The organism is Dyella sp. 01N448 (assembly GCF_056399225.1).
This window is the reverse complement of record NZ_JBFTQX010000008.1, coordinates 1-18,101: the sequence shown is the minus strand read 5'-3', so window position 1 is coordinate 18,101 and position 18,101 is coordinate 1. Positions and strand designations below refer to the sequence as shown.

The following is an 18,101-nucleotide window of genomic DNA, read 5'->3' as shown; positions in this document are numbered from 1 at the left end:
GGGGTCACGTCTCAATGTCCTAGTGCGGCGCGCAGCGCCTTGCGAATGATAGCTTCGGCCGTGTCGCCATCGGCGGCGACCTTCTGCACCAGGCGGGTCACTTCGGCCGGCTTGTAGCCAAGTTGCTGCAAGGCCACGGTGGCTTCGCCCGTCGGGTCCAAAGGTGCGCCATTGGGCGCCGCATGCGAGCCCGGCAGCGTGGTGGCCAATCCGTCCACGCGGTCGCGCAGCTCCACCACCATGCGTTCGGCGGTCTTCTTGCCGATGCCCGGAATCTTGGTGAGCGCCACCACGTCGCCCGTCTGCACGAGACGCGCGAAGTCGTTGGTGGACACGCCCGACAGCACGGCCAGCGCAATCTTCGCGCCGATGCCGCTGACTTTCTGCAGGTTGCGGAACAGGGTGCGTTCGGACTCGTGCATGAATCCGTACAGCGCCACGCTGTCTTCCTTCACCGCGTAGTGCGTGAGCAGGGTGACTTCCTTGCCGGTCTGCGGCAGGTCGTAGATGGTGGACATGGGCGCTTCGAGCTCGTAGCCCACGCCGCCCACTTCCACCATCAGCCACGGCGGCTGCTTGGACACCAGGGTGCCGCGCAAACGACCGATCATCGACGCCTCCAGGCGGTACGGGGAATGCCCACGCGCGCGAGGCTGGCACGGGTATGTGCATGGGTCACTGCGATGGCGAGCGCGTCTGCCGCGTCAGCCTGCAGGGGGCCCTTGAGTCCGAGCAGGACGCCAATCATGTGCTGCACCTGGGTCTTGTCGCCGCGGCCGCTGCCGACCACGGACTGCTTTACTTCTGTCGCCGCGTACTCGTGCACCGCGATCCCCTGGCTGACCACCGCGCAGATCGCGGCGCCCCTCGCCTGCCCCAGCTTCAAGGCCGAGTCCGGGTTGCGCGCCATGAACACGCGCTCCACGCCGCACTCGTCCGGCCGATGGGCGGCGATGATGGCACACAGCTCGTCAAATATGCGTTTCAGGCGCAGCGGGAAGGTGGCCTCGCCAGCCACCGCCAGCGCGCCATGGAAGACGTGGGTCAGCTTGCCTGTGGCGTCGACATCGATGATGCCTACGCCGGTGCGCTGACTGCCCGGGTCGATGCCGATGATGCGGGTCATGGGCGAAGAGTCGTCGCGGGCCGATGAAGGGCCCGCGAACTTAGCTCGCAGCCTCGGCCGGCAGCAGCGCGTTGTGCGAAACCTCGCTGACGTCGTCGAGCGCGTCGAGCTTCTCGAGCAGATCGAGCAGGGTCTCGAGCGCTTCGTCCGGCACCGCGACGCGATTGCTCGGGCGCATGCCCACGCCGGCATGCTGCGCGCTCAGACCCGAGGCGATCAGCGCCTGCTGCACGGCTTCGAAACTCTCCGGAGCGCACAGCACGGTGCTTTCACCATGCTCGTTGACCACGTCGTCGGCACCCGCTTCCAGGGCCGCTTCCAGCACCTTCTCTTCGGCCGCCTCGTTGCCGCCGGTGGCAAACACCAGCTCGCCCACGCGGGAAAACTGGAACGCCACGGAGCCGGTGGTACCCAGGTTGCCGCCGTGCTTGGTCAGCGCGTGGCGCACGTCGGCCACGGTGCGGGTCGGGTTGTCGGTGAAGCAGTCGATGATCAGGGCGATGCCGGCCGGGCCATAGCCCTCATAGCGCAGCTCTTCCATCGCGGCGCCGCCGTCGGCGCCCGAGCCGCGCTTGATCGCGCGCTCGATGGTGTCCTTGGTCATATTGGCCGACAAAGCCTTGTCCACCGCCGCGCGCAGGCGCGGGTTGGCGGATGGATCGGCGATGCCGGCGCGTGTTGCCACGGTGATTTCGCGGATCAGCTTGGTGAACACCTTGGCGCGCTTGGCGTCTTCGGCATTCTTGCGACCTTCGATGGACGGGCCTCTACCCATGGCACTTCCTGCAAATCTGATGAACGGACGAGGCGCGAATTCTATCGCTTCGCGGCGTAGTACGGGCAAGCGGCACGCGAAAGCGCCTGGGAGTGCGCCCTGTCAGGCCTCGGCGCGATCGAAACGACCCTGCTGGAGGAACTGGGTGACCTGGCGCGCGGCTTCCTGGGAAAACAGCAGCCCCGTATGGTTGGTCTCGATGGCGCAATGGTCGGCAATGCCTGGGAGGAACGTCTCTTCCAGCGTCACACAGCCGTCGTTATCGCCCTCGAACTGCCCGATCATCGCGCCCAGGCCGAGCGACACCTTGCCGGCGATCACACCCACTTCGCGCTCGCCCTGCCAGCGGTCGAAGCCGTTTTCCAGCAGTTCGCGATTGTGGCCGAGCAAGACCTCGCCACCGCGCCCCATGCCGGCGAAGCGACGCGCGGCGGCGCTGCCCTTGAGCGGCGACCCCAGGCAGACCACGCGCCCCGGTGGCAACGCGACTTCGGCGCAGGCGCGCAGCGCCAGCAGACCGCCCAGGCTGTGTCCGACCAGATGTACCCGTTGGGCGTCCTGCCCCAGCTCATGGATGCGAGCCTGCAGGCTGTTGAGAATGCGCGGCTGCGAAGCCGCCACGCTCATATAGTCGAAGCGATGAACGCGAAAGCCCGCTTCCATCATGCGCCGATGCAGCAGCAAGAGCGCGAAACCGCGCATCCAGAGGCCGTGCAGAAGAATGACGTGATCGGTCATGGCGCCAGGGTGTGATGCATCAACGACAGGGCAGATGGCCGCGCGTTGGAAGCGCGGTCATTGTGTAGAGTCGATTGTGCACAGAAAGTTGCGACGGCGTCGCGACGCAGTGCGCGCTGGGGTTTGCTCGTCATTCCGGCGCAGGCCGGAATCCAGAGACTCAGTGGATGGTTTTCGCGAAAACCCTGCACGCTCGCTACTGGATTCCGGCCTGCGCCGGAATGACGGCGGAAAATCAGACCGGCTTCGCTTCCGCAGCCACCTTCACATGCAGCTCCTTCAGCTGCGCCTCGCTCACCAGCGACGGCGCATCGGTCATCAGATCCTGCGCGCTGGTGGTCTTGGGGAAGGCGATCACGTCGCGGATGGATTCGGTGCCAGCCATCAACGCGGCGATGCGGTCGATGCCGAAGGCCAGGCCGCCGTGCGGCGGCGCGCCGAATTTCAGCGCCTTGAGCAGGAAGCCGAACTTCATCTCGGCCTCTTCCGGCGTGATGCCGAGCAGGTCGAACACCGTGCTCTGCATGTCCGGGCGATGGATACGGATGGAACCGCCGCCGATCTCGTTGCCGTTGAGCACCATGTCGTAACCGCGGCTCACGGCGTTGGACGCATTGGCGCGCAGCTCGGCGATGTCGTCCACCTTGGGCGCGGTGAACGGATGATGCAGGGCGACGAAGCGCTTTTCTTCCTCATCGTATTCGAACATCGGGAAGTCGGTGACCCACAGCGGCTTCCAGCTGTTTTCGACCAGGCCGCGGTCCTTGCCGACCTTCAGGCGCAGCGCGCCCATGAAGTCGGTGACGGCCTTCCACGTGCCCGCGCCGAAGAACAGCATGTCGCCCGATTCGGCGCCGGTGAGCTTGAGCACGCCTTGCAGCGCCTGATCGTCAAGGAACTTGGCCACCGGCGAGTTGATGCCGTCGCGGCCCTTGGACAAGTCATCAACGCGCAACCAGGCCAGGCCCTTGGCGCCGTACTTGGCCACGTATTCGGTGAGCTGGTCGATTTCCTTGCGGGTGAAGGTGGCGCCGCCCGGCACGCGCAGCGCGGCCACGCGACCGTTGTCGGCATTGGCCGGCTCGGCGAACACCTTGAATTCCACATGCTTCACCGCGTCGGCGATGTCGACCAGCTCGAGCGCGATGCGCAGGTCCGGCTTGTCCGAACCGAAGCGACGCATGGCTTCGGCCCATGTCATGCGCGGGAACGACGCGTCGAGCTCGACGTTGACCACTTCCTTGAACACGTGGCGGATCAACTCCTCCACGAAATCCTGCACGTCCTTCTCTTCGACGAAGGCGAACTCAAGGTCGAGCTGGGTGAATTCCGGCTGGCGATCGGCGCGCAGGTCTTCGTCGCGGAAGCAGCGGGCAATCTGATAGTAGCGGTCGAAACCGGCCATCATCAGGATCTGCTTGAACAGCTGCGGCGACTGCGGCAGCGCGTAGAACTGGCCCGGATGCACGCGGCTGGGCACCAGGTAATCGCGCGCGCCTTCGGGCGTGGCCTTGGTCAGGATCGGCGTTTCGATGTCCTGGAAACCCGCCGCATCCAGATACCGGCGCAGCGACTGCACCAGCTTGATGCGACGGCGCATCATCTGCTGCATGTCAGGGCGGCGCAGGTCGAGGTAGCGATACGTCAGGCGCATCTCCTCGTTGGGATTCTCGTGCATCGCGAACGGCAGGTCCTTCGCGGCGTTGAGGATCTCGACCTGGTCAGCCACCAGTTCCACCGTGCCGGTGCGCAGCTTGTCGTTCACCGACAGGCGCTTGCGGATGGTGCCGGTGACGCGCAGGCAATATTCGTTGCCGATTTCGTTGGCCACGGCAAACGCGGCGGCGTTGTCACGCTCGATCACTACCTGGGCCAGGCCCTCGTGATCGCGCAGGTCGACGAAAGCCACGTGGCTCTGCAGGCGCAGGGTGTTGACCCAGCCACACAGGGAAACGGTCTGACCGACCAGTGCCTCATCGATGAGGCCGCAAAAATGCGTGCGCATGCGCTTGGAACTCCGGGCCGCTGGGCGGCGTGATGCGTGGACAAGAAGACCCGGAATGTTAACACCGACCCGCCCGGCGGCGGGCAGCAGGCGGGGTTGGAAAACCGCGCCTGCGCCCACGTTTCAGCCCATTACCAGCGGCGATTCACCGAGAACAGGCCGCGGCAGCCCTTGGAAACCCACACGCCGGCACGGTTCCAGCCCCAGCTGTAGCCCTGCTCGCAGGGCGAACCGGACAGCTGGCGCAGCAGCACGGCATTGCCACGGCCACCCACGTCCACCTGGCAGAAGTGGTACTGCTTGTCGTTGCTTTCGCACTGCAGGCGGATTTCGCGATCCCAGTCGGGACCCGGGCGCCAGCCGCCGTTGTCCGGCGGCCGATAGCCCGGCGGCGGGTAATAGCCACCACCACCCGGCGGGCGGTAACCGCCACCGCCCATTTCGACGAACTGGGCGCGGCAGCCCTGATCCACCCACAGGCCCCCGCGATCGACGCCCCAGGTCCGCCCGCGGATGCACGGGCTGTTCGATTCCTGGCGGATCATTTCGGCGTCGCGCCACGGCACCTGGCAACGCGTGAAGCGGCCATCGTCGCTGCCGCAACGCACCTGGTCGCGACCCTGCGCATGCACGGCCGGCGCCGCCACCCACAGCAGGCCTGCCATGAGACCTGCCGCTACACCCATCAAGCCTGTTCGTATCCGGAACATCAATCCCACTCCTCTGTGACGGCTAGTCACGCTAGTGGGAATATCTTCAACCGGAATTGAATATCTTGCGACTGTTCGCAGAAACCTGCCGGCCGGCTATCCGGCGTTCAGCCATGCGGCTCGCTCAGCTGTCGCTGGAGGAGCTCGATGAGCTGGAGGGCGCGGGCGGGCTCGGCGCACTGGCCGCAGGCGCGGCGCTGTCGCCGGCCAGGTTGCGCTTCTTGTCGCCGTCCTTCTTGAAGTCGGTCTCGTACCAGCCACTGCCGGCCAGGCGGAAACCCGGGGCACTCAGGCGTCGCTTCACTTCGGCCACGTCGCAAGCCGGGCACACCGACGGATCGGGATCGGCGATCTTTTGCAGGCGGTCAAAACGGTGGCCGCAGCTGGCGCATTCAAATTCGTAGATAGGCATGGACACTCCGAAGGATCGATCGCCGTGCCGGGATCACGCACCGGCGCATACGACGACAACTGTCCATTATCGAGGCGAACGGCGGGAATTCAACGATTTGTAGGTGCTGACAAGGCAAACCGCTAGAGCGCCAGCGCCACCAGTACGGCCGCCTCCGTGAATTCGGTCAGCGCACCGCAGGTATCGCCGGTCATGCCGCCCAGCCGGCGCATGCAGGTCCATCGCCACCAGACAAACACCAAGGCGGCCACCAGGATGGCCCACAGCCCCTGCCAGCCGGCCAACAGCGTAACGATGGCGGCGAGCAGCAGGGCCACGGCGCATATCGTGCGCGACTCACCCACCAGGCCGCTGCCCAGGCCGCCGCTGCGCACGTAGGGCGTCGTCATGAACGCCGCGGTGAGCACCGCGCGCCCCAACAAGGGGGCCACCCACAACATGGCCGACGGCTGCGGCACGCTGGCCAGCGCTGCGAACTTCAACAGCAAGACCAGCACGATCGCGGTAACGCCGATCGGGCCGCTGCGCGGGTCCTTCATGATGGTCAGCGTGCGCTCGCGATCGCCCAGGCCGCCCACCCAGGCGTCCGCGCTGTCGGCCAGGCCGTCCAGGTGCAGTGCGCCCGTGAGCGCCACCCACGCGACCAGCAATAGCGCTGCCGCAAGCAAGGGCGACGCGCCGGACAACAACCAACCCAGGCACCACAGCAGTGCGCCAAGCAGCAAACCCACGGCGGGATACCAGGCCAGCTGTGCCGAGGGCGACGAGGCGCCGTCGAACGCACGCGCCGGCAGCGGCAGGCGCGTGAGAAAACCGATGGCGGCGAACAGTCCTCGCATCAGGACTGGTCTTGCTTACTCGTGGGCGGTACCCACGGCAACACATGCAGCGATGCGTGCGGCACGTCGATGTTCGCCATCTCGCCGAAGTCGCGCGCTTCCGCCTCGCAACGCAGCAGGCGGATCGCGCCGCCATGGGTCACCACCAGCACGCGCTGGGTCTCCGCCGCTTCGGCGACTTCGTTCAAGGCCGAGCAAAGACGATCGCGAAAGGCCGCGAACGACTCGCCGCCCGGCGGCGGATGCGCGACGGGATCAGCCCAGAAGCGCGCCAGCGCATCGCCCTGTTGCTGGGCCAGCGTCTCGATGGGTACGCCCTGCCAATCGCCGAAGTGATATTCGGCCAGACGCGGATCGACCCGCATCGGCACGCGGCGTGCACAGGCCAGATCCTGCGCGAACTCCGCGCAACGACGCAGCGGCGACGTGACGATGGCATCCCAGCTGCGTCCGAAAATAGCCGCACGCAACTGACTCCAGCCCAGCGGACTGAGCGCGTCGTCGAGTTGGCCGCGATAGCTGCGCTGCCCGGTATCGCCATGGCGCAACAGATCGATGCCGGTGTGCTTGCCGATCATGCGTTGCTCACCCCCGCCTGCGCGAAAGTGGCCATGCGCGCGTGCAGATCGCAGGCCAGGCGCATCAGCGGCACGGCCGCGGCAGCACCGCTGCCCTCGCCCAGGCGCAGGCCAAGGTCCAGCAACGGATCGGCTTCGAGCACCGAAAGCAGGCGCGCGTGCCCGCGCTCGCGCGAACGGTGCGCGAAGAACATCCACTCACGGCAGGACGGATTGATGCGCACGGCTGCCAGGGCCGCGGCCGTGGTGATGAAGCCATCGACCAGCACCGGGATGCCGCGCTGCGCCGCGCCGATATACGCGCCGCACAACGCGGCGATCTCGAAGCCGCCCACCCGACCGAGCCAGGCCAGCGCGTCGTCATCGGCGGGATAGAGCGCCAGCGCACGCTCGATCACCGTGGCCTTGTGCTGGATGCCCGCGGCATCCAGACCGGTGCCGGCGCCGGCGAGCGCACTGGGCGACTCGCGCAGCAAGCCGCAGGCCAGCGCCGCTGCCGAGGTGGTGTTGGCGATGCCCATCTCGCCGCCGATAAAAAGTTTTGCGCCTGCCTGCCGTGCTGCCTCTGCGCTATCGGCACCGGCACGCAGCGCCAGCTCCAGTTGCACCGCACTCATCGCAGGCTGCTCGCAGAAATTCCTGGTCTGCGGCGCAATGATGGCGTGGCGCACGTTGGGCAGTTCGCCGGGATCGTTCACCGTGCCCAGGTTCACCACTTCGAGCATGGCGCCCAGGCTGCGTGCGAGCACGCTGATCGCAGCGCCGCCATTGGCGAAGTTGCGGACCATCTCGCCTGTCACCACTTGTGGAAACGCTGAAACGCCTTCCGCGGCCACACCGTGGTCACCCGCAAAAATGCTGATCCATACCGACTGCACCGATGGCATCACCGTGTGCTGCATGCCGGCCAGACGCACGGCCAGTGTTTCCAGTGTGCCTAGCGAACCCGGCGGCTTGGTCAACTGCGCCTGGTGTTCCAATGCGCGTTCGCGGCTCGCTTCGTCGATCGCGAAGCAGGGTTCGGTCAGCCAGTCTTGGCTCATGTAAGACTTCCTTTGAGAGGCATGGGCAATCCGGCAGCGACAAACACCACCCGCTCGCACTGCGCGGCAAGGGCTTGGTGCAAGCGTCCGGCTTCATCTACAAAACGTCGCGTGAGTTCACCCATGGGCACTACGCCCAGGCCCACTTCGTTGCTGACCAGCAGCAGCTGTCCCTTCAACGAGGGCAGCAGCTGTAGCAAGGCGTCGCGCTCCTGCGCGAGGCGTGCATCGTCGGGTGCGCCAAGCAGGTTGCTGAGCCACAGCGTGAGGCAGTCGACCAGCACGCAGCGGCCAGGGCGCGCATGCGCGTCCAGGGCCGCGGCCAATGCCAGCGGTTCTTCCACGCTGAGCCAGTGGGACGGACGCTGCGCCCGGTGATGCGCGATGCGCGCGGCCATTTCCTCATCGCGCGCCTGCGCCGTGGCGATATAGACCACCTCGTGCCCCGACTCGGCAGCAAGACGTTCGGCCAGTGCGCTCTTGCCGGAGCGGGCGCCGCCCAGGATCAGGGTGCGCATGGCGTGGACTCCTTCACCGGTTGCAGCAGACGCAGCAGCGCCGGCGTATCGAGGTGTGCTTCCACGGCATCTGCCACGCGGTCGATGCTCGCCTCGCGCAACGCACGCAGGTCCAGCGGGGCGGCATGGCGCAGGCCTGCCCAGGCGAGCAGGGCCGAAAGCGCCTGCGGCTCATCGAACAGGCCGTGGAGGTAGGTGCCGAAGATCTGACCATCAGGCGACAGCGCACCGTCCGGCTCGCCTGAGGCGAGCACACTCGCCGGCTGCTCCAACGCTGCACCACGACTGACGCCGCAGTGGATTTCATAGCCGCTCACCCGCGCGTCTCCCAGGACCAGTTTCCCCTCCACGCGGCGCAATTGCTTGCGCGATTGAAGCGTGGTCTCCATCTGCAACCAGCCCAGTCCAGCGCTCGAGCCCGGCTCGCTCTCGATGCCCTGTGGATCATGCACGAAGCGCCCCAGCATCTGGAAGCCGCCGCAGATGCCGATCACTTTCCCGCCGTAGCGTAGATGGCGCGTGATGGTTTCGTTCCAGCCCTGGGCGCGCAGCCAGGCCAGGTCGACGCGGGTGGATTTGGAACCGGGCAGGACGATCAGGTCGGCCGGCGGATGCGCCTCGTCGGGACCCACGAAACGAAGCTCGACGTCCGGGTGGGCGAGCAAGGCATCGAAGTCGGTGTGGTTGCTGATGCGCGGCAAGGCCGGCACCAGCACGCGCAGGCGCGCATCCCTCTTTTGGACTGCGTCGCGCGGCAAGGCGTCTTCGGCCTCCAGGTGCAGGCCGTGCAGATAGGGCAGCACGCCCAACACCGGCTTGCCGGTTTCGCGTTCCAGCCAATCCAAGCCGGACTGGAGCAACGCCATGTCGCCGCGAAAGCGATTGATGACGAAGCCGGCGATGCGTGCACGCTCGCTGTCCGACAGTAGCGCCAACGTACCCACGAGATGCGCGAACACGCCGCCGCGGTCGATATCGGCAATGAGGATCACCGGGCAGTCGACCGCCTCCGCGTAACCCATGTTGGCGATGTCGCGATCGCGCAGGTTGATTTCCGCGGGGCTGCCCGCGCCTTCCACGATCACCGCGTCGTAGCGATCGGCCAGGCGGCGATGAGAGGCGAGCACGGCATCCATCGCGATGCGCTTGTAGTCGTGGTAGTGGCGTGCATCCATATTGGCCACCGGATGCCCGTGCACGATCACCTGAGCGCCAATATCGCTATTGGGCTTGAGCAGGACCGGATTGAAATCGGTATGCGGCTCCAGGCCAGACGCCTGCGCCTGCACGGCCTGGGCGCGGCCGATTTCGCCGCCATCGATCGTCACCGCGGAATTCAAGGCCATGTTCTGCGGTTTGAACGGCGCCACGGCGATGCCGCGTCGGCGCAACCAGCGACACAAGCCCGTGACCAAGGTGCTCTTGCCCGCATCGGAGGTGCAGCCTTGCACCATCAGCACGCCAGCGCTCATCGCCGCCTCTCCTTCAAGTCCAGCGCGCCCAGCGCATCGTCGAGTCGCCGTAGCGCAACCTCATCAGGGGGCAGGCCAAAACGCAGACTTGCGGGCGTCTCGAACAGCCGGGTCAGGATGCCTTGCCTGGCCAGCGCTATATGCACTGCTTCTGCGCCTGCGTGCCGCCACCACTGGAAGAACGCGCACCCTGCCGTGGCTGCCATGCCATGACGCAGCAGCACGGCCGCCAGACCGGCGCTCATATCCTGCAGCCAGGAGCGCGCCGTGGCCTGCCATGCGCGATCAGCAAGGGCCAGCCCGAGTACATGACGCGTCGGCCCGCTCAACGTCCACGGGCCCAATCGATCGCCCAGTGTTTCAAGCAACGCAGGATGCGCAGCCACAAAACCCGCGCGCGCTCCGGCCAGGCCAAAGAACTTTCCGGCAGAGCGCAGCACGATCAGCCCGTCGCGGTACGCTTCGCTGCACAGGCTTTGCTCTGGCGTGACATCCATGAAGGCCTCGTCGACGATCAACCAACCGCCACGCGAGGCCAGCGCGGCATGACATGCCAGCAAGACGTCACGCTCGAAGCGCTCGCCGCCGGGGTTGTTGGGATGGATCAGGACGATCACGTCGTAGCGCGATGGATCGGCCAGCAAGCTCGATGCCGACTGCGTTTCCACCGCATGACCCGCGCGGCGCCAGGCATGCGCGTGTTCGTTGTAGCCAGGCGCAATCACTCCCACGCCCGAGGCTTGCCGCAGACTGGGCAGCATCTGGATGGCGGCCTGCGATCCGGCCACGGGCAACAGCTGCGACGCACCGTAGTACTCGCATGCGGCACCGACGAGGCCATCGTCGTCTTCGGGCAATCGCTGCCAGACCGATGCCGGCAGGACGGGCACCGGCCAGGCATAAGGACTGATGCCGGTGGACAAGTCCAGCCACGCATCCGGCGCAATGCCGTAGTCGCGGGCTGCTCGCAACAGGCGTCCGCCGTGTTCAAGCATGGCCGGCTCCCCAGCTCACGATGCCCAGCAGCATGATCACCAGCAGCCAGAGCACCACGCAGCGACGCACCAATTGCAGCGCGCGCACGATCGATTGACCATCCGGTGCATCGCCCTCGCCCAGCACCGGGCGCGGCTCCCACACGCCGTCATAAGGCGCCGCTCCGCCGAGGCATACACCCAGCGCGCCCGCACCGGACGCCATCACTGGTCCGGCGTTCGGGCTGTCCCATTGCGGCGCCTGTACGCGCCAGCAGCGCCACGCCCGCGCCGCGTCGCCCAGCAACAGGTAACTCATGGCAGTCAGGCGTGCCGGCAGAAAATTGAGCACATCATCGATCCGCGCCGCCGCCCAGCCGAAGCGCTCGTAGCGCTCCGTGCGATAGCCCCACATCGCATCCAGCGTGTTGGCCAGTCGATACAGCACCGCGCCCGGCGCACCCAGCACGAGGAACCAGAACAGCGCGCCGAACACGGCATCGTTGCCATTTTCCAGCACCGATTCCGTCGCGGCCGCGGCGACCTGGGCGTCATCCAGTGCAACCGTGTCGCGACTGACCATGCGGCCTACCGCCGTGCGTGCGCCAAGAATGTCGCCGGCGGCGAGTGCGCGAGCCACCGGCATCGCGTGATCGCCCAGGCTGCGCAAACCAATGGCCAGGTAAAGCACGAGCACATCGAGGAGCAGCCGTAACCAGGACGCTGCATGCCCGAGCCACGTGCCAAGCAACCAGGCCAACGCCACCAGCGGCAGCACCACCACGCACCAGGCCAGCACACCTGACGCACGACGATCCGCGTGCCATCGCGATTCGGCCCAGGCGGCCAGACGTCCAAACGACACCAGCGGGTGCATCTGCCGCGGTTCGCCCAGCCACGCATCCAGCAGCACCGCGAGCAGCATGTCCAGGGCGGTGGTCATGGCCGGAACAAGGCCACGGCCGCCGTCGGGTTCGACGGAAAATAAAGGTGCATGAAGCTCGCCGTGAATCGTTCGCGGCGAAACACGCCTTCCCGGCTCGGACCGCCATCCGGGTTGCTGGCCATCGCCAAGGGCGCCTCGTCGATTTCGGCTAGCGCGTAGTGAAAGGTGTGACCGCGCAACTCGCCTTCGGGCAAGGCAACGGATTGCATGCCTAGCCCCCCCAGTCGCGTCTGCATCGTCGCCTGACCGCGCAGCAGGCCCGCCATCGGAAACGCCGCGCCATCGGTGCCCGCCAGGGAATCCAGCGCGTAAAGCATGCCGCCGCATTCGGCCAGCAGCGGGCGACCGGCATTCACATGATCGTGCAAGGCGCTGCGCAACGTGTCGCTATCGGATAGCGCATGCAAGTGCAGTTCGGGATAGCCGCCAGGCAGCCATACCGCATCGCATTCGGGCAGCGCGTCACCGGCCAGCGGCGAGAAGTAGCGCAAGTCGGCGCCCGCTTCGCGCAGCAGATCGAGATTGGCCGGATAGAGAAAACAGAACGCCGCGTCGCGGGCAATCGCGATGCGGCAACCCTGCAATTGCTTGGGCACCGGCGCGTGTGACGCTGCGGGAAACGTCACCGGCGGCGGAAGTTCGGCATTGGCATGGGTGCCCCATGCGTCGGCCAGTGCATCCAGGCGCGCGTCGATATCGCCCAGCTCGCCAGCGGCCACCAGACCCAGATGCCGCTCGGGCAGGGCCAGCGCCGCATCGCGCGGCAAGGCACCCAACCACTGCAGAGGGGACGGCACACTGCCGGCAAGCAGCTGCGCGTGATACGCACTGCCCACGCGATTGGCGGCGACACCATGCACGCGCAGGCCGTCGCGATAACTCGCCAGTCCCAGCGCCAGGGCACCAAAGGTCTGCGCCATCGCCGAACCGTCGATCACGGCCAACACCGGCAAACCGAAACGCTGGGCGAGGTCCGCACTCGACTGGCCGCCGTCGAACAAGCCCATCACGCCTTCGACCAGGATGAGATCCGCCTCGCCAGCCGCTTCATGCAAGCGCGCGCGTACGTCGTCCTCGCCGTTCATCCAAAGATCGAGCTGGTAGACCGGCGCGCCACTGGCGCGCTCCAGCACCATGGGGTCGAGAAAATCCGGACCCGTCTTGAAGACGCGCACGCGCCTGCCCTGCCGGGCATGCCAGCGCGCCAGCGCCGCCGTCACCGAAGTCTTGCCCTGCCCCGACGCAGGCGCCGATACCAGCAAGGCAGGACAGGAGGCGATCTGGTCAGTCATCGGTGAACTCCGTCGTTGGTGCCGCTTGCCACGCCGAACCGTCGCGTCAGAGCTCGATGCCCTGCTGCGCCTTGATGCCTGCCTGGAAGGCGTGCTTCACCAGGCGCATTTCCGTCACCGTATCGGCCAGTTCCACCAGGCCATCCGGCGCGCCGCGCCCGGTGATCACCACGTGCTGGCGTGGCGGGCGCGCCTTCAGCGCGGCGCACACGATGTCCAGGTCGATATAGCCCTTGACCAGGGCGATATTGAGTTCGTCCAGCAGTACGAAGTCGAGCGACTCATCCACCAGCATATTGGCCGCCACCTGCCAGGCCGCTTGCGCCGCCTGGATATCGCGCGCCTTGTCCTGCGTCTCCCACGTATAGCCTTCGCCCATCACGTGGTAATCGAGCTCATCGGGAAAGCGGCGGAAGAACGCTTCCTCGCCGGTGGAGAAACTGCCCTTGATGAACTGCACCACGCCGCAGCGAAAACCATGGCCGAGCGAACGCGCCAGCATGCCGAAGCCCGAGGAGCTCTTGCCCTTGCCGTTACCGGTATTCACCACCAGCACGCCGCGCTCGATGGTGGCGCGGGCGATCTTGCGATCGACCAGCTCCTTCTTGCGCTGCATGCGCTCGCGGTGGCGTTCTTCGGCATTCGGCGTTTCGGGCGTGTCGCTCATGCTCAGGCTCCCTTCTGGTGTGCCGTAGAAGACGATGCCGCGCGCACGATCACAGCATGCAGCACCAGGGCTGCCGCGACGTAGCCCAGGGTGGTGCGCACGAACAGCGGCCCCCACTGCCACAGGCGCGCCAGGTATTCGCTCATGTGCGGCTGCGCATAACGGCCGCCCAGCCAATAGAACGAGCCATTGGAGATGGCGAACGAAGCCACGGCCGCCAACACGGCCACGCCGAATGCTCCGAGCAGCGACAACGCGCCCTGATTCACGCGCGGCGCATACCAGCGTCCGGCGTACCAGAGCACTGCGTAAGCCAAGGGCAAAAACGAGTACGCCAGCGTCACGCAGAAGGCGCTCACGCCCGCGTAGCTGATTGAAATCCAGTCCAGCGCCACCGCAAGCAGCACCATCACCACGAAGGTCCAATGGCGGCGCAGATAGAGACCACCAAGAAAGAACAACGCCATCGAAGCATCAGGCAGATGCAGCGTGTCGCCGAAATGCTTGAAGCGGGTAGCGATCATCACCGCGACCAGTACCAGCCACAGCGCGTTGAAACGGGAACCGGAAAGAGCTTTCACGAAACGACTCCTGGTCGAATGCATGGAAAAACGCCGGGGCCTTCGCGGGCCCCGGCGTCATGGATTACTGCGCGGGCTGATAACGCAGGGTCAACATGTAGTTGCGACCTGGCTGGTTGAAGTACCAGGCGGTTTCATAGTCCTTGCCGAAGGCGTTGTTCAATGCCAGCTGCAGCTTGAAATCGCGCGAGATGGCATAGGCTACGCGCAGGTTGGTGATGGCGTAGCCGCCCAGCGGATGCTGGTTGGCCAGATCATCGTAGCGACGGCCCGAGACGAACCACGTGCCACCCACGCTGAAGTCGCCGAAGCTGCGGTCCAGATCGATATTGCCGGTCTGGCGCGCACGGCGCGGCAGCAGGTTGCCTTCGTACGCGGTCGACTCGTCGCGCGGATCCAGCCAGGTGGCCGTGCCCGTCACCAGCCAGCCCAGCACGTGCCCGCTCACCACGCCTTCCGCACCACGGATGCGCGCCTGGTCCACATTGCCCGGCGCCTGGGTGGCGGCGTCGTAGGTGATCAGGTCGGTCACGTTGTTGCGGAACGCGTTCAACGACCAGTAGCCCCAGTCGTAGCTGCCGCGCAGGCCGAGTTCGAAGTTCCTCGAACGTTCCGGCTTGAGATTCGGGTCGCCGTAGAACGGGTAGTACAAATCGTTGAAGGTCGGCGCCTTGAACGCGGTGCCATAGCTCGCGGTGAGGCGCAGGGTTTGGGTGAAGTCCCAGCCCCACAACAGGCTGCCGGTGTTCTTGCTGCCGAACTGGCTGTTGTCGTCGTGACGCACGCTGGCCTGCACCGACTGGCTGCCGAAGGTCTGCTGCCACTGCACGAAGCCGCCGCGGTCGATGCGGCTGTTCACCGGCTCGCCCGTAAATGCATTCATGTAACCGGCCGTGCTGTCCACGTGATCGCGCTGCCAGTCGAAGCCGGTCGTCAGCAGGCCGCCCCAGAAGCCGATATCCGCCTGGAACGAACCCAGGTCGCGATGCGTGTCGAAACGATCGACGTACACACCCTGGTAGAAGTCCTTGCTGAAATCGCCGCTGGTGCCGAGGCTGAGCGTGAGCTTCACATTGGACGCCGGACGATAGTGCACGCTGCCGCCCACCACTTGCGTGGCGCTCTTGTCGGAGTCGGTGTACGTGCCGTCGTAGTAGTTGTGGCCTTCGCTGCGGAACAGGCGCACATCGGCGTCCCACTGTTCGTCGAACTTGTAGCCGCCTTGCAGGGTCAGCGCATTGTTGCGGTAGCCATCCTTGTCCGGCTGATCGGCAAAGCAGGCCGCGCCCACTTCGGCGGCACCCACGCGGCAGGAATTGATGCCATGCGTCTGATCGTGAGAGGCCTCCAGCGAGTACCAGCCGTCGCCGCTCTTGCCGGCAAAACCGGCCGAGCCATTCAGATGGCTATAGCTGCCGACGCCCAGGCTGAAGGACGGCACGAAGGCGCCTTCCGGACGACGCGTGAAGATCTGGATCACGCCGCCGATCGCTTCGGAGCCGTACAGGCTGGAGAACGGGCCGCGCACGATTTCGATGCGCTCGATCTGGTCGACCGGAATATCCTGCAACGCCGCCGTGCCCAGCGTGGCCGAGCCGATCTTGACGCCGTCGATCATCACCAGCACGTGGTCGGCTTCGGTGCCACGCAGGAAGGCGCTGGTCGCCTTGCCAGGACCGCCATTGTTGGCAATCTGCATGCCCGGCGTGCCGCGCAGCAGGTCCGCCAGCGAAGACGGCTGCAGGCGTTCGATATCGGCGCGGTCGATCACCGTCACCGCGGACAGCGTCTGGTTCTGCGTCTGCTCGGTACGCGTGGCGGTCACCACCACGCCGTCGAGGTTGGTCGTGTCGTCGGCGAACGCCGGGAAGACGATGGTCGAAAGTGCCGTCGCCAGTGCGGCGCGACGGATCATGGAAAGTCGGGTAGTCAAAGTACTGCTCCTCAACCGCGCCTGCCCGCGCGGAACGCATGGGAAATAGACAGGCAGGAGGAGCGTGGCGGCCGTGCGCATGCACGACATCCATGACACGGCCCACCGCCTGTCTGGTCGTACCTCAAGGCCGGTCTCCGGGCTCGCGGGCGAAGACGCAATGTCTTCCGGAACGACGCCTTCCCATGCGCTTGGCACAGTGGCTCGATGTCGCTCCGTCGATCCCCATCTGGATCGCGCCTGCCTACCGTTGCGGGGGCAGCTCCGGAATAGGCGCATCAGCGCCGCACCGGATTCCCGTTTCAACTCCCAACCGACTGGCTGGGGGTCACCTCAGGTGGGCGCATGGTAGCAGAGAAAAGGACGGCCCTTTTGGACGGCGTGGCCGCACAAGAGTGGCAGCAGGACTGCATGCGGTCCTAGGTAAGATCGAGAAGATCGATCTTGCATCGCGACAAACGTGTCCAATGGCCTCACGAGGCACATGGAAGTGCCGAGCAGACATGAGAGGAGCGTCATATGACACTGGAGCCGCTTGAGCTACCCAAGGTTGCTCATCCCAAAATAGGACTCACCAGGCAGGTTCTTGTCTGCGTCGTGATGTCGACGCTGGCGCTTGCCCTTTTGTACATGCGACGTAGCTCGATCTGGACCATCTTCACTGCCGGGCAATCGATGGCACTTCAAGTTGGTTTCGGTCTTGCGATAGGTGCTTCCTCGGCGTCGATGGCGTGGATTGCTTACAGTCTGCAAAGGTCCAATAGCTCTACCAAATCCGTTGTGACCAGTTACAGCCGCCTCGACCTGGGCGGTTGGAATCCAATCTTGCTGAGTTTTGCTGCAGGAATTGGCGAGGAACTGCTATTTCGCGCCGCACTCCAGCCAGTGCTCGGAATGGTCCTCACCTCACTGATATTTGTGGCGGCACATGTGCGTGCGTACCAGATGAAGGCACTCACGCGGACGACATTGACCCAGGCGATCAGCTTGTTTGCCAGCAGTATCTTCCTTGGCGTCATCTTTCAGTACATCGGGCTGATCGCCGCCATATTGGTCCACATATTGATCGATATTGCAGGGCTTTACAGCGTGCGGTATGCGGTAGCCCAAGCTTCGGGGTCCGCTGGCTGATTCAACGGGATGGAGTTCATTCCGTTTTGCCGGCTTTCGATTGCTGCGCTTCCGCGATCGGGTCGCCTACGCGGCGGGCGTTTCGAACGGCTGCCGCCGCTCGAGTCACTTTTCTCTTGCTGGCCCAAGAGAAAAGTAACCCAAAGAGAATGGCCTGATAACGCCCGCAGCATCGTGCTGGGATAAGCCCGAACGCTCGAGGCGCGTGGTTGTGGGACAACCTCCGAGGGTACACAGGGGGTACCTCAAAGCGCTGCGCAACGCGCCCGAATCGCTGAGGACTTAAAGCGGGGTCTCGCTGCGCATCGGCTTTGATCGTCCCGCCTTTTCCTTGCCGCGCCTTCTTGTCTGTGGGAGCGCA

Annotated in this window: 19 protein-coding genes and 1 riboswitch; of the genes, 1 reads left to right on the top strand and 18 read right to left on the bottom strand. The window is 65.6% G+C overall.

Annotated elements, in window-relative coordinates; all coding sequences use genetic code 11:
• Window positions 1-11: 11 nt before the first annotated feature.
• From ruvA to btuB, 18 genes are all read right to left on the bottom strand, one after another.
• On the bottom strand, window positions 12-611 hold the full coding sequence (ruvA, locus tag AC1DKY_RS14810; RefSeq protein ID WP_441603137.1) for a Holliday junction branch migration protein RuvA: 600 nt from the start codon (window positions 609-611) through the stop codon (window positions 12-14).
• On the bottom strand, window positions 608-1,126 hold the full coding sequence (gene ruvC, locus AC1DKY_RS14805) for a crossover junction endodeoxyribonuclease RuvC (protein WP_441603138.1): 519 nt from the start codon (window positions 1,124-1,126) through the stop codon (window positions 608-610). Before ruvC ends, ruvA begins: the two co-directional genes overlap by 4 nt.
• Before the next feature lie 40 nt (window positions 1,127-1,166).
• A complete protein-coding gene (locus AC1DKY_RS14800) occupies window positions 1,167-1,901 on the bottom strand; it encodes a YebC/PmpR family DNA-binding transcriptional regulator (RefSeq protein WP_441603139.1) in 735 nt (244 codons plus the stop codon).
• Window positions 1,902-2,003: 102 nt separating this feature from the next.
• A complete protein-coding gene (locus AC1DKY_RS14795) occupies window positions 2,004-2,639 on the bottom strand; it encodes an esterase/lipase family protein (protein ID WP_121882450.1) in 636 nt (211 codons plus the stop codon).
• Window positions 2,640-2,874: 235 nt separating this feature from the next.
• Window positions 2,875-4,644: an aspartate--tRNA ligase gene (aspS, locus tag AC1DKY_RS14790; protein WP_441603140.1), complete on the bottom strand. Its 1,770-nt coding sequence runs from the start codon at window positions 4,642-4,644 to the stop codon at window positions 2,875-2,877.
• 131 nt (window positions 4,645-4,775) lie between these two features.
• Window positions 4,776-5,330, bottom strand: a complete 555-nt coding sequence (locus AC1DKY_RS14785) for a DUF3011 domain-containing protein (protein WP_477179625.1) — start codon at window positions 5,328-5,330, stop codon at window positions 4,776-4,778.
• A 148-nt stretch (window positions 5,331-5,478) separates the two neighbouring features.
• A complete protein-coding gene (locus AC1DKY_RS14780) occupies window positions 5,479-5,766 on the bottom strand; it encodes an FmdB family zinc ribbon protein (protein ID WP_441603141.1) in 288 nt (95 codons plus the stop codon).
• A gap of 122 nt (window positions 5,767-5,888) precedes the next feature.
• A complete protein-coding gene (locus AC1DKY_RS14775) occupies window positions 5,889-6,608 on the bottom strand; it encodes an adenosylcobinamide-GDP ribazoletransferase (protein ID WP_441603162.1) in 720 nt (239 codons plus the stop codon).
• Complete coding sequence (locus tag AC1DKY_RS14770; protein WP_441603142.1) at window positions 6,605-7,183, bottom strand: histidine phosphatase family protein; 579 nt, start codon at window positions 7,181-7,183, stop codon at window positions 6,605-6,607. The genes AC1DKY_RS14775 and AC1DKY_RS14770 overlap by 4 nt, the downstream gene beginning before the upstream one ends.
• On the bottom strand, window positions 7,180-8,226 hold the full coding sequence (cobT, locus tag AC1DKY_RS14765) for a nicotinate-nucleotide--dimethylbenzimidazole phosphoribosyltransferase (protein ID WP_441603143.1): 1,047 nt from the start codon (window positions 8,224-8,226) through the stop codon (window positions 7,180-7,182). Before cobT ends, AC1DKY_RS14770 begins: the two co-directional genes overlap by 4 nt.
• The gene (cobU, locus tag AC1DKY_RS14760; RefSeq protein ID WP_441603144.1) at window positions 8,223-8,744 is read right to left on the bottom strand and encodes a bifunctional adenosylcobinamide kinase/adenosylcobinamide-phosphate guanylyltransferase; all 522 of its coding nucleotides are present in this window, start codon (window positions 8,742-8,744) and stop codon (window positions 8,223-8,225) included. Before cobU ends, cobT begins: the two co-directional genes overlap by 4 nt.
• Window positions 8,732-10,216 carry a cobyric acid synthase gene (locus AC1DKY_RS14755; RefSeq protein ID WP_441603145.1) on the bottom strand — a complete coding sequence of 495 codons (1,485 nt, stop codon included), beginning with the start codon at window positions 10,214-10,216 and terminating at the stop codon, window positions 8,732-8,734. The genes cobU and AC1DKY_RS14755 overlap by 13 nt, the downstream gene beginning before the upstream one ends.
• Window positions 10,213-11,211, bottom strand: a complete 999-nt coding sequence (gene cobD / locus AC1DKY_RS14750) for a threonine-phosphate decarboxylase CobD (RefSeq protein WP_441603146.1) — start codon at window positions 11,209-11,211, stop codon at window positions 10,213-10,215. Before cobD ends, AC1DKY_RS14755 begins: the two co-directional genes overlap by 4 nt.
• Window positions 11,204-12,115 (bottom strand): adenosylcobinamide-phosphate synthase CbiB, encoded by a 912-nt coding sequence (gene cbiB / locus AC1DKY_RS14745; protein WP_441603163.1) that lies wholly within the window; start codon window positions 12,113-12,115, stop codon window positions 11,204-11,206. Before cbiB ends, cobD begins: the two co-directional genes overlap by 8 nt.
• Before the next feature lie 14 nt (window positions 12,116-12,129).
• Entirely contained in the window at window positions 12,130-13,428 is a 1,299-nt protein-coding gene (locus tag AC1DKY_RS14740) for a cobyrinic acid a,c-diamide synthase CobB (protein WP_441603147.1), read from the bottom strand.
• Window positions 13,429-13,474: 46 nt separating this feature from the next.
• Window positions 13,475-14,095 (bottom strand): cob(I)yrinic acid a,c-diamide adenosyltransferase, encoded by a 621-nt coding sequence (gene cobO / locus AC1DKY_RS14735; RefSeq protein ID WP_441603148.1) that lies wholly within the window; start codon window positions 14,093-14,095, stop codon window positions 13,475-13,477.
• A gap of 2 nt (window positions 14,096-14,097) precedes the next feature.
• Complete coding sequence (locus tag AC1DKY_RS14730; protein WP_441603149.1) at window positions 14,098-14,676, bottom strand: hypothetical protein; 579 nt, start codon at window positions 14,674-14,676, stop codon at window positions 14,098-14,100.
• Between the two features lie 64 nt (window positions 14,677-14,740).
• Window positions 14,741-16,690, bottom strand: a complete 1,950-nt coding sequence (btuB, locus tag AC1DKY_RS14725; protein ID WP_441603150.1) for a TonB-dependent vitamin B12 receptor — start codon at window positions 16,688-16,690, stop codon at window positions 14,741-14,743.
• Window positions 16,691-16,720: 30 nt separating this feature from the next.
• Window positions 16,721-16,960, bottom strand: a riboswitch (cobalamin riboswitch).
• A gap of 168 nt (window positions 16,961-17,128) precedes the next feature.
• Here btuB and AC1DKY_RS14720 point away from each other — a divergent pair.
• Window positions 17,129-17,740: a CPBP family intramembrane glutamic endopeptidase gene (locus AC1DKY_RS14720; protein ID WP_441603151.1), complete on the top strand. Its 612-nt coding sequence runs from the start codon at window positions 17,129-17,131 to the stop codon at window positions 17,738-17,740.
• The last annotated feature ends 361 nt before the right edge of the window (window positions 17,741-18,101 follow it).

Excerpts from the sequence above, each read along its gene's own strand:
- ruvA (WP_441603137.1), bottom strand. The coding sequence starts at position 611 with ATGATCGGTCGTTTGCGCGGCACCCTGGTGTCCAAGCAGCCGCCGTGG.
- ruvC (WP_441603138.1), bottom strand. The coding sequence starts at position 1,126 with ATGACCCGCATCATCGGCATCGACCCGGGCAGTCAGCGCACCGGCGTA.
- AC1DKY_RS14800 (WP_441603139.1), bottom strand. The coding sequence starts at position 1,901 with ATGGGTAGAGGCCCGTCCATCGAAGGTCGCAAGAATGCCGAAGACGCC.
- AC1DKY_RS14795 (WP_121882450.1), bottom strand. The coding sequence starts at position 2,639 with ATGACCGATCACGTCATTCTTCTGCACGGCCTCTGGATGCGCGGTTTC.
- aspS (WP_441603140.1), bottom strand. The coding sequence starts at position 4,644 with ATGCGCACGCATTTTTGCGGCCTCATCGATGAGGCACTGGTCGGTCAG.
- AC1DKY_RS14785 (WP_477179625.1), bottom strand. The coding sequence starts at position 5,330 with ATGGGTGTAGCGGCAGGTCTCATGGCAGGCCTGCTGTGGGTGGCGGCG.
- AC1DKY_RS14780 (WP_441603141.1), bottom strand. The coding sequence starts at position 5,766 with ATGCCTATCTACGAATTTGAATGCGCCAGCTGCGGCCACCGTTTTGAC.
- AC1DKY_RS14770 (WP_441603142.1), bottom strand. The coding sequence starts at position 7,183 with ATGATCGGCAAGCACACCGGCATCGATCTGTTGCGCCATGGCGATACC.
- cobT (WP_441603143.1), bottom strand. The coding sequence starts at position 8,226 with ATGAGCCAAGACTGGCTGACCGAACCCTGCTTCGCGATCGACGAAGCG.
- cobU (WP_441603144.1), bottom strand. The coding sequence starts at position 8,744 with ATGCGCACCCTGATCCTGGGCGGCGCCCGCTCCGGCAAGAGCGCACTG.
- AC1DKY_RS14755 (WP_441603145.1), bottom strand. The coding sequence starts at position 10,216 with ATGAGCGCTGGCGTGCTGATGGTGCAAGGCTGCACCTCCGATGCGGGC.
- cobD (WP_441603146.1), bottom strand. The coding sequence starts at position 11,211 with ATGCTTGAACACGGCGGACGCCTGTTGCGAGCAGCCCGCGACTACGGC.
- cbiB (WP_441603163.1), bottom strand. The coding sequence starts at position 12,115 with ATGCTGCTCGCGGTGCTGCTGGATGCGTGGCTGGGCGAACCGCGGCAG.
- AC1DKY_RS14740 (WP_441603147.1), bottom strand. The coding sequence starts at position 13,428 with ATGACTGACCAGATCGCCTCCTGTCCTGCCTTGCTGGTATCGGCGCCT.
- cobO (WP_441603148.1), bottom strand. The coding sequence starts at position 14,095 with ATGAGCGACACGCCCGAAACGCCGAATGCCGAAGAACGCCACCGCGAG.
- btuB (WP_441603150.1), bottom strand. The coding sequence starts at position 16,690 with ATGCGCACGGCCGCCACGCTCCTCCTGCCTGTCTATTTCCCATGCGTT.
- AC1DKY_RS14720 (WP_441603151.1), top strand. The coding sequence starts at position 17,129 with ATGACACTGGAGCCGCTTGAGCTACCCAAGGTTGCTCATCCCAAAATA.